The following is a 12,480-nucleotide window of genomic DNA, read 5'->3' as shown; positions in this document are numbered from 1 at the left end:
ATTTACTCCCGAATTAACTTGATATATAGTTAAATTCAATTATATTCAGTTGTATTCAATTAGATATAAATCCCCATATTTACAGGGATTTATAATGCGTTAAGATTCATGTAAATTCAACCGCTAGTCCAATCGGGGCTAGCGTCTTCGTCTTTCATTTCAACATTCAGAAAACCACAATTTTTGTCATCCTTAAAGAATCTTAAATTTGGTGTGATGGAAATAGATTCTCCTTCACTATGCTTCACGTCATTCAGAATGACATCGGTTAATAAAGCATCATCCGGTTTAAAAAATTAATAAACAAGAAAGCAATTCAACAATTTTTCAATTTCAAGACCTTACTATTGATTAATTTTCTATTTTTGGAAAGATTAATTTAATTCGAATGAAAAAGCTGTCGTACACACTTTTATTTGCATCAGGATTGGTTTTCGGGCAATTCTTTGAAAAAGATAAAGTTTATACAAAACAAGATACTTTAAAAGGTTCCAACACAGAATTCCGAAATTTTTGGGATGTGAAAAAATATGATTTGTCCGTTGAGCCCGATTTTGCACAGAAAAGCATTAAAGGGAACAATACCATCAGTTTTGAAATCATAAAAGACGTTACGAATCCTACGTTTCAGATTGATCTTCAGCAGCCCATGAAAGCTGATAAAGTTGAGGCCAGTTTCCCGATTGCAAACTATCAGCAGGACGGTGATTTTATTTGGATTAAAACCAATAAAAACTTCAAAAAAGGAGAAAAATATACCATCAATATTACCTATTCCGGAAATCCTACGATCGCCAAACGTGCGCCTTGGGATGGAGGCTGGGTTTTCACAACGGATGAGAAAGGAAATCCCTGGATGAGTGTTGCAGATGAAGGCATCGGAGCTTCCATCTGGCTTCCTACAAAAGATATCTGGAGCGATGAACCGGATAATGGAGTTATCATGAAAATCATTACCCCAAAAGACTTAGTTGGGGTCGGAAACGGAAGATTAATCGATAAAAAAGCCGAGGGCGATAAAATGGCTTATACCTGGGAAGTGAAAAACCCGATCAACGCCTACTCCATTATCCCGAATATTGGAAAATATGTGAATTTTAAAGATAAATATAAGGGTGAAAAAGGCAATTTGGATCTCGATTACTGGGTGTTGGATTATAATTTAGATAAAGCAAAAAAACAATTCCAGCAGGTAAAACCGATGCTTTCAGCGTTTGAATATTGGTTTGGCCCATATCCTTTCTACGAAGATTCTTATAAATTGGTAGATTCACCTTATCTGGGAATGGAGCATCAGAGTAATGTTGCGTACGGAAACGGCTACCAGAACGGCTATTTAGGAAATGATCTTTCAGGAACGGGAGTCGGATTAAACTGGGACTATATCATCGTTCATGAAAGCGGCCACGAATGGTTTGCAAATAATATTACGGCAAAAGATCAGGCAGATATGTGGGTTCACGAAGGATTTACCATGTATTCTGAAGTTCTTTTCACAGAAAAATTTATGGATAAAAAATCTGCAGATACCTATATGCAGGGAATCCACAAAACAGTCGACAACGATATTCCTATTATCGGAAAATATGGGGTGAGAAATGAAGGAAGCGGCGATATGTATCCAAAAGGAGCAAGTATGCTTCATACCATTCGTCAGGTCATTAATAATGATGAAAAATTTAGACAAATTTTAAGAGGTTTAAATAAAGATTTTTATCATCAGACCGTAACGACACAGCAGGTTGAAGATTATATTTCAAAGAAATCGGGAATTGATTTTTCGAGCGTTTTCAATCAATATTTAAGATCAACAAAAGTTCCTACTTTGGAGTATTCTCAAAAAGGAGAAGAGCTGAAATTCCGATATACCGATATTGTAAAAAACCTTAAGCTTCCTGTGAGAATTGACGGCGAACAAACCATTACCCCAACCGAACAATGGCAGACCGTAAAACTGAAAAAAGGAACTCCGGTACAGTTTAACAAGAACTATTTTATTCATTATAAAAAAGTACAGTAAATTAAGAAGGGCAATATTGAGACATTAATATTGCCCTTTTTCTTTTATAATTTATAAATATTTAAAGCTTTTCGTATGATATTTTGATCAGATTTAAGATAAGTTTAATATTTCCTTTGTAACAAAATTAATTTTTCGTCAACTACTTAGTTATAATTTGAACTCAATGAAAAAAATAGCACTAAGCTTGGGTGTATTGACTGCCTTTATGGTGAATGCCCAGTCAATTAAAACGACAATCGATCTGGTGAATGTAAAAGACGATAAAGTTGCCGTGACGATGGAATTTCCAAAAATGAAATCCGGTGATGTAAAATTTCATTTTCCAAAAACCGTTCCCGGAACCTATTCTGTAGATGACTACGGAAGATTCGTAGAAGGAATCAAATTTTTGGATAACAAAGGAAAAGAAATCGCTTTCACTAAAGTAAATGACAATACATATTCATTAAAAAACGCTCAGAATCTAAGCAAAGTTACTTATCTGGTAAACGACAGTTTCGATGATGAGTTGGATAATTCAAAACATAAAGCGGTATTTTCACCTTCAGGAACAGATATTGAAGCCGGGAAAATCTATTTAATCAACACCCACGGTTTCATTGGGTATATCGACAATATGCAGGATGTTCCTTATCAGCTCGTGATTCAGAAACCGAATGATTTCTACGGAACAACAGCTTTGGTAGATCAGGACAAATCTGAATCTACGGATACTTATACTTTAGCCAACTATGCAAAAGTTACCGATTCTCCGCTCATGTACACCAAGCCGGATTATATCACTTTCAATGCAGGAGGAATGGATCTTGTATTGGGCGTTTATTCTCCGACAGGGAAATATAAAGCGGCAGATTTTAAAGAAAATTTAGAAAAAATGGTAATCGCTCAGAAGAAATTTTTGGGGGATATGAATACCAATAAAAAATATGCGATCATGCTTTACCTTTCAGGAGGTGAAGGCCCGCAGATAAAAGGTTTCGGAGCATTGGAACACCACGAATCGACAAGTGTTGTTTTGCCTGAAATGATGCCAAAAGAAGCGATTGACAAAACCATCACAGATGTTGTTTCTCACGAGTTTTTCCATACGGTGAATCCTTTGAAAACACATTCGGAAGAGATCCATTACTTCGATTATGCAGATCCTAAAATGTCTCAGCATCTTTGGATGTATGAAGGCGGAACGGAATATTTTGCCAATTTGTTCCAGATTCAGGAAGGTTTGATCACCAAAGATGAATTCCTTCAAAGAATGAACGAAAAAATCACCAACTCTAAGAACTACAACGACACGATGCCTTTTACGGTGATGAGTAAAAACGTTCTTAAAGATGAATACAAAGATCAGTACAGAAACGTTTACGAAAAAGGAGCTCTTCTGGCGATGTGTCTTGATATTGAATTAAGAAAACTTTCCAACGGGGAAATGGGCTACCGCGATATGATCAGAAAATTATCTCAGAGATTTGGTGAAAACAAACCTTTCAAAGATGATAAGCTAGTTGATGAATTAGTGGCAGTTACAGGCTATCCGCAGGTAAAAGATTTCTACAACAAATATATTGCAGGAGATCAGCCGACGCCTTACGCACAATACCTGAGTATGGTAGGTGTAGAACTGAAATCACAAGAAACGCCGCCTATTTTCTGGTTCATTAAAGATCCACAACAGACAGGATACGACGATAAGGACAATGCATTTGTGTTTGATGAAAGCTCAGCGTTATCTCCTTTCTCAAAAAGTATCGGCTTCAAAATTACAGACAAAATCGTTGCTTTGGACGGGAAAACAATCAACATCCAGAACATTCAGGAATTTATTGGCTATGCTAAAACTATTAAAGAAGGACAAAATGTAACGGTAACTGTTCTAAGAAAGAACGGTGATAAAACAGACAGAATCGACCTTAAAGGAAAAGCTGTTTTGGATAAAATGACCGTGGAAACGCTTCAGTTTAAACCAAATCCGACTCCGGCAGAACAAAAATTGCAGGATCAGTGGCTAACCGGGAAAAAATAATTTTTAATTTTTTCTTTTAACACGAATAACATTAATTTTTTCACAAATAAACACAATCATTAATTTTAGTATCTAAAAATTAGTGGTAATTGGTGAAAAAATTAATGTTATTCGTGTTTAAATATATCAAGCTTTCTTAATCATAATTCTAAAAGTCGTTCCCTTTCCTATTTCCGTCTGTACGATTTTAATGTCCCCGTTATGATATTCCTGAATAACTCTTTTTGCTAAAGACAACCCCAATCCCCAACCTCTTTTTTTTGTAGAATATCCAGGTTTGAAGGCATTTCTGGCCTGTTGCTTGGTCATTCCGCTTCCGTTATCCTGCACTTCAACCAAAATATTTTTGTTTCTTTCAAAAACGGAAATGGAGATTGAACCTTCGCCTTTCATCGCATCTACAGCATTTTTCACCAGATTTTCAATTACCCAGCTCATCAGGATTTTGTTGTGAGGAACTGAAATTTCGTAATTCGGAAGATGCAGTCCAAAGTTTATTTTCCTTGAAATTCTTGTTTTTAAATAATCGTAATTCTCCCGGATCGTGGCATTAAAATTTTTGTCATTAAGCTCTGGAACAGAACCAATTTTTGAAAATCTTTCAGAAATAGTTCTTAATCGTTCAATATCTTTTTCAATCTCACGAACCCCTTCAGAATCAGGTGTATCGAGCTTCATAATCTCCATCCAGCCAATCATAGAAGATAAAGGAGTTCCGATTTGATGGGCTGTTTCTTTGGCCAATCCAGCCCAGAGATATCCTTCATCCGTTTTCTTGATCGTCCTGAAAAACCAGAAAGAAAATCCAAAATAAGAAAGAATAAAAAATCCTAAAATATAAGGTGAATACTGAAGATTATTAAGCAACGGAGAGTTATCATAGTAAACAATCTGTTTATTTCCTTTTACAATTTCAATTTCGATGGGAGCATAGCTTTTGGCCATTTTTTTTGCCAAAGCCTTTATTTTTATGGGATCATTCCCTATATCCTGGGGAAGATTTTTATGTTCTATAATCTGATCGTCCTGATCTAAAATGATCAGGGGAATCGTTGTATTTGAGCTATAAATCTGAAGAAGCAATGCCTGAACTTCCAGATTGGGGTTTGTCACTTCCTGCTGAAATTTCAGGGCACTTACCAAAATATCCACCCTTTTTACCTCTTCTTTACGAAGAAAACTGACAATAACAGTCGAAGCGATGACAATCGTGAGGACAACAATTGTCATTAAAGTAAAAATAATCCAGTTATTAAGTCTTGCAAATATTGACTTTCTCAAAGTAATTTATTTTAAAACATTCAGAATTTTCTGCAGCTCCGAACTTCCGCTTCCCTGATAATTGTTAATAATGATTGAAAATACATATTTTTTTCCATCTTTCGAGGTGTGGTAGCCTGCAAAAGATTTTGTATCCCTCATTGTTCCGCTTTTCATTTTCATGCCGTTGTCCTGGGTCGGGAAACCATCGTAATAAGACTCAAACCAAGGCTGTTTTTTGGCATATAATAAAGCCTGAACTTCTGCTTTTGACGAAACATAATTCTGTGGTGAAAGCCCGCTCCCGTCGGCAAAATTGATCATATTCGTATTGATTCCTTTCGACTTCCAGAATTCTTTCAGAAAAGCGACTCCACTTTTAAAACTTGGGTTTCCTTTTTTCTCTTTTCCTAATGTTTTAATTAACGTTTCACCGTAAAGATTGATGCTTTTTCTTAAAAACCAGTAAATAATTTTATCCAAAGTCGGCGACTGATACGTAAAAATTACATTTTCTTTTGGAGCTTCCAACACTTTTTTTCCTTCGATTTCAAGCTGGGAATTCGTGACCACTTTTCCTGAAAAATCAATTCCTGATTCTTTTAACCATTGTTTGACTTCAACACCCAACTGCAGTGGCGGATTCGGTGTAGAACCTGAAACGGTGACCGTTTTTGAAGGTAAAGTCCCATTAATTAACGCGACATTGGAATGTGGTGCCGTGAAAATCAAACTTTGGTCTGAACTTCCGCCCACTTTCAAATCATTCAGCCAATTGACGCCTTCCAAAGGATAGGAAAATCCTTTAAAATCCTTCCCGTTAATATTAATATCAAACTGATTTTCTCTCCAGTTGATGCCCCAAACTCCTGCTCCATAATAGTTTCCCAGATCATCCCAAGGCCAGCCTCCGGGAATCGTCTGATGATCAAAATAAGAGTCATCTATAATAACATCACCCGAAATTTTTGTAATTCCGGATTTTTTTATGGCTTCAATTAATTTTTGTCTAAAATTTTCAGGCTTATAAGCATCATATCTCCAGCTTCCCAATGTAGGATCACCGTTTGAACTGATGAAAAGATTTCCTTTTAAAACTCCTCCTGAAACAGTCCCGGAATAGCTGGAAGTGGTTGTATAGGTATAATTTTTCCCTAACGTTTCCAAAGCAGCTGCTGCGGTAAATATCTTTTGCGTAGAAGCTGTAGAAAGTCCTTTATTTCCCTGATATTCGTAAATAAAATTTCCGTTTTCATCGGAAACATAGAAAGACAAACTGGAAGAAATTGCTCCCGAAGAATCCATCAGATTTTTGGTTGCGGCATCCAATTTCTGAGAAATATTCTGTGCAAAAAAAATTTGTGTGGATAAAGTAAGAATGGCAAATGCTTTTTTCATTGCGTTTTAATCTCTTGTAAATTATTTTTTTAGAGATGCTTCGACTTCGCTCAGCATGACAGTCCTAATACTAACCGTCATTTGTAGCGGTGTCATGCTGAGCGAAGTCGAAGCATCTTTATAAACCTTTATTCAAATATAATTAAAATAAAATTCACAGTTCCGAGCCGGCTTCTATCTCATAAGGTTCTTTGCTTTTCTCAAAAATCCTTGTCAGTTCACTTCCTTCGACAGTAATCCTATCTCCGATTCTTCTGATCCAGTTTCCTTCGCGTAAACCGACAACTTTCAGATCATTTTGCGTTAAAAATTCTTTAATTCTTGTTTCTCTGGTTTCGCCATTATGCTTCAACTCCGGATTCGGATCGAGGTAATGCGGATTGATATTAAAAGGAACCAATCCCATACAATCGAAACTCGGTGGATAAACGATCGGCATATCGTTCGTGGTTTTCATGTTTTGCCCGCCGATATTGCTCCCTGCGCTGCATCCGAGGTAAGGTTTTCCAGTTTCAACATTTTGTTTTAAAGCTGACATTAAACCTTCTTCATGCAATGTTTTCACCAACAGGAAGGTATTTCCGCCGCCTGTAAAAAAGCCCTTAGCATGATGTAAAGCTTCGATTTTATTTTCAAATTCGTGAAGTCCTTTTACCTTTATATTGATGGTTTCAAAGAAAGAACGTGCCTTTGAGGTATAATCATCATGAGAAATTCCGCCCGGTCTGGCGAACGGAACGAAAATAATTTCGTCGATTCCGTCATAAAGCTTAATTAATTCTTCTCTTAAATATTCTAAATATTCTCCTCCAAAAAGTGTGGAAGTTGAGGCCAATATGATATTCATACAAATGGTATTAATTAAAAGTTAGTTGAATGACAAAGATAACTCAAACACCCACGAATCAAAAATTAAGATAAAAAAAACATTCTATTCGTTAATATTTTCTAAAAAAACTTAACGGTTCTAAAATTTAAATTTTTATGGAATTATTCTTGAATTTTAGAAAATCAGTTATAATTTTAAATGTAAGAATATGAAAATGATTAAAATTAGTATCAAAAGCCTGTTTTTAGGTTTGATATTTATAGGAGGGGCAAGTGCGATCAATGCGCAAACCACTCCAACAGATAGTGCAAAAAATACGACGACAACAGCAGCCACAACGCAGGCAACCGGTAATCCTACTATTGACGGGCTAAAAAAGCAAATTGAGGCCAATCCAAAGGATACGGATGCATTAGCAAAACTGGCTACAGCTTATCAGGAAGCTTCAGACTGGACGAACGCTATTGATACCTGGAAAAAGATATCTGTCCTGTTACCAGACTGGGCTCCATCATATTACAGTCAGGCCTACGCCTATCAATCTGCTAAAGATGATGCCAATGCAAAGCTAGCATACGAAAAATACGTAGCAACTGTAAAACCTGAAGAAGTGGAACAGAATAAAAAGAATCTGGCTTACGCCTATTTCTATATTGCTTTTGCAGAACAGCAAAGTAATCCTGACAAAGCGAAGGAACATATTGCAAAATCATTACAGTATGACCCTACCAATCAGGATGCTATCAAACTCAGCAAAGTTTTAAATTCATAGTGAAATAAGATCCAAGGAAATTTTTCTTTGGATCTTATCTTTTTTAGAAAATTTTACAGATATTAAACCTTCGAGGTATGGAAAATCTTGAAGGTTTGTTTTTTAAATCCAAAATTTTTTTTTAATTAATTTTCTTCCCGAAAAAGTCGGTTTCGCCGTGCAAATGTCTGATGATTTTCTCGATATTCCTTTGGATGCTTTCTTCGGTTTTAAGATTATTGATGTAACGAATTAATTCCAATCTCCTTGAGGGAATTAAACTTTCAAAATTTTGCAAAGCAACCGAGCTTTCATTAATCGCTTTCTCCAATTGCGGATGAATAGGAATTGTTCTGTCTGAATCGTCGTACTCAACAAAAACTTCAATTTGTTCACCAATTCTTTTCGGGGAATCTTTTAGCATGGTTAAATTAATATACAGACGCCATTCTCCTAAATATTTCATTAGGTTTTGCTGAAATTCTTTCCCGTTTACGGTTCCTTTTACCGGAATGGGGCTTTTATTCCTTCCCGATTGTTCGAAAATATGATTCAAAATTTCTTCAGGAATGAAAACAAATGGATTGATTCCAATGATTTCTAGCTGGGCTGTGAAATGGTGGTTCATGGTGCAAAGTTAGGAATTTGGGGTGAGAGTTGCGGGGTGCGAGTTTCGGGTTTTGAGTTTTGAGTTTTGAGTTTTGAGTTTAGTTTTTATAAATTAAGGATTTCGCGATGTCGTTCCGTAGGTATCCCAGGCTTTTTAGATCATTAAAAAAAACTTTTTTGAAATAAAAAAAAATTCTTACATTTATATTTCTCATATGATTGATTTATTTATAGTCAATATATTTAAAGACTTTATAATTTTAATTTAAAACTTACAACTATGGAAAAAACAGTGTTACCTCAAAAGAATCTACAAGGTATTTGGGAATTTATTACTGGATATGAGCCTGCCTTTTTTGATGTTCAAATTGGCGATAGATGGCATTTTCAGTATAATGTTAATCCATCAAATCCTGCGGTAGGAAAAGTGGATATGTTTAGGGCAGGAACTCTTTATAAGAGTGGATCTTTTATCCAGCGTGAATTTCAAGATCCCGGACCTCATGACTATGATTTAGAAATCAATTTAGAAGGCATATTTAGGAGCTATAAAATCACCACCATTTCCGAAACTAGATTAACTTTACAATCTCCAGCACCATATAGGTATCCGGCTACTTTTGATAAAGTACAAAGCAAGTCATAATCAAGCTAAACATATGATTAACAAAAATGTTGGTTTCCTTTATTAATGAGACTTAATAGAGAAAATTTTAAATGAAAATAAAAAAACTAACCCAAAAAGAAAGGAAGATGGATGATGGGAGATGGAAGTTTACATGATTGAGGATAATAGATTCTTCCTTCGTCAGAATGACAAATATGCCTTGAAACTCTTATCATATATGACCAACACTCGAAACAAACTTTAAACCCGCAACTCGCATCTCAAAACTTAAAACCCGAAACTCGCCCCCCGAACCTCAATTAAAATTTCACACTCAAAATGGAATGATTATCTTTGTACGAAAATAAATCTGTAAAACAAATGAAATTTTTTATTGACACTGCTAATCTAGAGCAAATCAGAGAAGCTAAAGATCTTGGAATCCTTGATGGAGTAACGACAAACCCTTCATTGATGGCAAAAGAAGGAATTCAGGGAGCTGAAGCGATCAAAAATCACTACAAAGCAATTTGCGAAATCGTAGATGGAGATATTTCTGCAGAAGTTCTTTCTACAACTTACGAGGAAATGATCAAAGAAGGTGAAGAATTGGCAGCAATCCACCCGAATATCGTGGTAAAAATCCCGATGATCAAAGACGGAATCAAAGCGTTAAAATATTTTTCCGATAAAGGAATCAAAACCAATTGTACTTTGATTTTCTCTGCAGGACAGGCACTTTTGGCTGCTAAAGCCGGAGCAACGTATGTTTCGCCATTCCTGGGAAGATTGGACGATATTTCAACTGACGGATTAAACCTAATCCAGGAAATCAGATTGATTTTCGATAATTATATGTATGAAACTGAGATTTTGGCAGCTTCTATCCGTCACTCAATGCACATTATCGACTGTGCTAAAATCGGTGCTGATGTGATCACATCTCCACTTCCTCCGATCTTGAGTTTGCTAAAACATCCATTAACAGACAGCGGATTGGCTCAGTTTATTGCAGATTCTCAGAAATTGTCTTAATAACCGATTGCAATTTAAAATATAATTCGGGGCGGAAGCAAAGCTTCCGCCCCGAAATTTATTTTAGTAAATCCAGTTCAAGAAGATTATTGTTTTTTGCATTTTCTTCCTTTACTTTTCGTTCCTGATTTCTAAGCATTTCTTCCACATCCATCTGTTTGCCGTTTTCATCGGTCATCATTACTTTTCTTCCGCTTGCCATTAACTGACGAATCCCTTTTGTCGGATTATTTCTATTGTCTAAAAATTGTTTCTTGTATTTTTCCTGACTCAAAGTAATCAAAGTTCCGAGTCTCTGTTTCTTTTCTTCACTTATCCATTCTTCATTTTGCTTTAAATTTTTAATCTCTTTTAAAACAAAAGAATGCGATTTTGTTTCATCTTCTATTTTCACAATCAGTCCCGGCAAACCGTGAAATTTGTAAGGCCCGTCCTGAATAGGAATATCGGAAACAAACCAGGCTATCCATTTTCTTCCCGCAAAATCTGCTATTGCTTTCTGTGCATTAAATTCACCTATTTTTTCTTTATCCGGTAAAATTTTCCAGTTCAATTTTCTCTCATCATAAACTTTATATTCATCCATATCTAAACGATTGAAAAATATAACCTTATAATCAGGATAAGATTTTTCAACTTTAAAACCGATCATACCGAATTTTATTTTGGAAAAATCTCTGTTTCCGCCTTTATTCTGTACCTGAAGTAATGAGTCGGAAACAAATAGATTCCTACTAAAAAATTTTGACCCTTTTTTCGCAACATCCAGAAACATTAATTCCGTTTTGGATTCGTCTTTTTTTGTAGAATCTGAAACAAATTTATACTCATATACAAACCGTTGATTCTGGGCATTGATCGCCATTCCTAAAAAGAAAGCCAAAAAAATTACTAGTTTTTTCATATTGTTTTTTGATATTTCAAGATAAAAAGAAAACAGGATAAAATTGCTTTTATCCTGTTAAAAAAATTAAAAAAGTTACGTCTTTACTTATTTTGTTAAATCCGGTTCGATCGGATTATTATTTTTAGCTAATGTTTCCTTTGTTCTTTTTTCCATTTCCCTGAACACCTGGTTTGAGTCAGAGATTTCCTTTCCGTCTTGGGTTCTCATTTTGAAAGCTACTCTTGTATTGTCTCCGCCGCCATTTCGCATCATCATTTCTCTCATATTTTTAGAAGGATCATTTACATAATCTTTCCAAAGTTTTTTGTACTGATCTTTCGTCACTTCGATCTCTTTTCCTCCGATTCCCATTAACCTTACATTTCCAGGCATATCAACTTCACCAATAGAAACTTCTGTCTGGATTTTTTTGTTTCCCACCAATGTCATGATATGAGAACCTGTGGTATCTTCCAGTTTTACAATCAATCCCGGAAGTCCATAAAATTTGTAAGGCCCATCCTGAAACGGAATATCTGTACTGAACCATGCGATCCATTCTCTTCCACCGTAAGTTGTCGTTGCTTTCTGGGCGTTGTATTCGCCAACTTTCTGCTTTTCGGGAAGAATTTTCCATTCCGGTTTCTGGTCTTCTTTTACTTTATACTGATCCATCGAAACCCTCGTAAACAGATAGGTTTTAAAATCAGGATAAGATTTGGTGACTTTGTAATTCACCTGTCCCGGACTGTCTCTTCTGCTGATATTGATGTTTCCCGACCCACCCTTGATCTGTTTCTGTACTTCTGCCATTGAGGTAGAATCTGCAACAAATTTGTCACGGCTATAATAATTTGAACCATTTTTGTCAATATCCAACAGCATCATTTCCTTTTTCACATCGGCTTTGTCGTTGGAATCCGGAATGAATTTGTATTCATAGAAGAATCGATTAATCTGTGCATTGGTACATACACTTAAAAGCAAAAAAAGTAGAATATTATTTTTCATAATTAAATTAAAAAAAGCTCTGTTAATAAATTGGTTTCGAGTTTCGGGTTT

Annotated in this window: 11 protein-coding genes; 5 read left to right on the top strand and 6 right to left on the bottom strand. The window is 35.6% G+C overall.

The features are described 5' to 3' along the window. The first annotated feature begins 388 nt into the window (after positions 1-388). Together BMX24_RS05170 and BMX24_RS05165 are read left to right on the top strand one after the other, a co-directional pair. A complete protein-coding gene (locus BMX24_RS05170; RefSeq protein ID WP_089790985.1) occupies positions 389-2,020 on the top strand; it encodes a M1 family metallopeptidase in 1,632 nt (543 codons plus the stop codon). 166 nt (positions 2,021-2,186) lie between these two features. Next, a complete protein-coding gene (locus BMX24_RS05165; protein ID WP_089790984.1) occupies positions 2,187-4,043 on the top strand; it encodes a M61 family metallopeptidase in 1,857 nt (618 codons plus the stop codon). A gap of 126 nt (positions 4,044-4,169) precedes the next feature. Here the strand turns inward: BMX24_RS05165 and BMX24_RS05160 are convergent, their stop codons facing one another. The 3 genes from BMX24_RS05160 to pepE form a co-directional block, all read right to left on the bottom strand. Continuing rightward, entirely contained in the window at positions 4,170-5,330 is a 1,161-nt protein-coding gene (locus BMX24_RS05160) for a sensor histidine kinase (protein ID WP_228404800.1), read from the bottom strand. Then, the gene (dacB, locus tag BMX24_RS05155) at positions 5,331-6,701 is read right to left on the bottom strand and encodes a D-alanyl-D-alanine carboxypeptidase/D-alanyl-D-alanine endopeptidase (RefSeq protein ID WP_089790982.1); all 1,371 of its coding nucleotides are present in this window, start codon (positions 6,699-6,701) and stop codon (positions 5,331-5,333) included. A 154-nt stretch (positions 6,702-6,855) separates the two neighbouring features. After that, positions 6,856-7,548, bottom strand: coding sequence for a dipeptidase PepE (pepE, locus tag BMX24_RS05150; RefSeq protein WP_089790981.1), 693 nt, complete (start codon positions 7,546-7,548; stop codon positions 6,856-6,858). A 190-nt stretch (positions 7,549-7,738) separates the two neighbouring features. Here pepE and BMX24_RS05145 point away from each other — a divergent pair, with 190 nt between their 5' ends. Then, on the top strand, positions 7,739-8,302 hold the full coding sequence (locus BMX24_RS05145) for a tetratricopeptide repeat protein (protein WP_089790980.1): 564 nt from the start codon (positions 7,739-7,741) through the stop codon (positions 8,300-8,302). 121 nt (positions 8,303-8,423) lie between these two features. Here the strand turns inward: BMX24_RS05145 and BMX24_RS05140 are convergent, their stop codons facing one another. Further along, positions 8,424-8,909, bottom strand: coding sequence for a YdeI/OmpD-associated family protein (locus tag BMX24_RS05140; protein WP_089790979.1), 486 nt, complete (start codon positions 8,907-8,909; stop codon positions 8,424-8,426). 261 nt (positions 8,910-9,170) lie between these two features. Between BMX24_RS05140 and BMX24_RS05135 the strand changes: the two genes are divergently transcribed. Beyond that, entirely contained in the window at positions 9,171-9,536 is a 366-nt protein-coding gene (locus tag BMX24_RS05135; RefSeq protein WP_089790978.1) for a hypothetical protein, read from the top strand. A gap of 342 nt (positions 9,537-9,878) precedes the next feature. Further along, complete coding sequence (gene fsa, locus BMX24_RS05130) at positions 9,879-10,532, top strand: fructose-6-phosphate aldolase (protein ID WP_089790977.1); 654 nt, start codon at positions 9,879-9,881, stop codon at positions 10,530-10,532. A 58-nt stretch (positions 10,533-10,590) separates the two neighbouring features. Here fsa and BMX24_RS05125 read toward each other — a convergent pair whose 3' ends face one another. Both BMX24_RS05125 and BMX24_RS05120 read right to left on the bottom strand, forming a co-directional pair. Further along, positions 10,591-11,436, bottom strand: a complete 846-nt coding sequence (locus tag BMX24_RS05125) for a GLPGLI family protein (protein WP_089790976.1) — start codon at positions 11,434-11,436, stop codon at positions 10,591-10,593. A gap of 87 nt (positions 11,437-11,523) precedes the next feature. After that, a complete protein-coding gene (locus BMX24_RS05120) occupies positions 11,524-12,429 on the bottom strand; it encodes a GLPGLI family protein (protein WP_089790975.1) in 906 nt (301 codons plus the stop codon). Positions 12,430-12,480: the final 51 nt, after the last annotated feature.

This window comes from Chryseobacterium wanjuense (assembly GCF_900111495.1).
Lineage (GTDB): Bacteria > Bacteroidota > Bacteroidia > Flavobacteriales > Weeksellaceae > Chryseobacterium > Chryseobacterium wanjuense.
Note: the sequence above shows the minus strand (reverse complement) of the source record. Positions and strands in the feature narration are given on the sequence as shown.

Excerpts from the sequence above, each read along its gene's own strand:
- BMX24_RS05170 (WP_089790985.1), top strand. The coding sequence starts at position 389 with ATGAAAAAGCTGTCGTACACACTTTTATTTGCATCAGGATTGGTTTTC.
- BMX24_RS05165 (WP_089790984.1), top strand. The coding sequence starts at position 2,187 with ATGAAAAAAATAGCACTAAGCTTGGGTGTATTGACTGCCTTTATGGTG.
- dacB (WP_089790982.1), bottom strand. The coding sequence starts at position 6,701 with ATGAAAAAAGCATTTGCCATTCTTACTTTATCCACACAAATTTTTTTT.
- pepE (WP_089790981.1), bottom strand. The coding sequence starts at position 7,548 with ATGAATATCATATTGGCCTCAACTTCCACACTTTTTGGAGGAGAATAT.
- BMX24_RS05145 (WP_089790980.1), top strand. The coding sequence starts at position 7,739 with ATGAAAATGATTAAAATTAGTATCAAAAGCCTGTTTTTAGGTTTGATA.
- BMX24_RS05140 (WP_089790979.1), bottom strand. The coding sequence starts at position 8,909 with ATGAACCACCATTTCACAGCCCAGCTAGAAATCATTGGAATCAATCCA.
- BMX24_RS05135 (WP_089790978.1), top strand. The coding sequence starts at position 9,171 with ATGGAAAAAACAGTGTTACCTCAAAAGAATCTACAAGGTATTTGGGAA.
- fsa (WP_089790977.1), top strand. The coding sequence starts at position 9,879 with ATGAAATTTTTTATTGACACTGCTAATCTAGAGCAAATCAGAGAAGCT.
- BMX24_RS05125 (WP_089790976.1), bottom strand. The coding sequence starts at position 11,436 with ATGAAAAAACTAGTAATTTTTTTGGCTTTCTTTTTAGGAATGGCGATC.
- BMX24_RS05120 (WP_089790975.1), bottom strand. The coding sequence starts at position 12,429 with ATGAAAAATAATATTCTACTTTTTTTGCTTTTAAGTGTATGTACCAAT.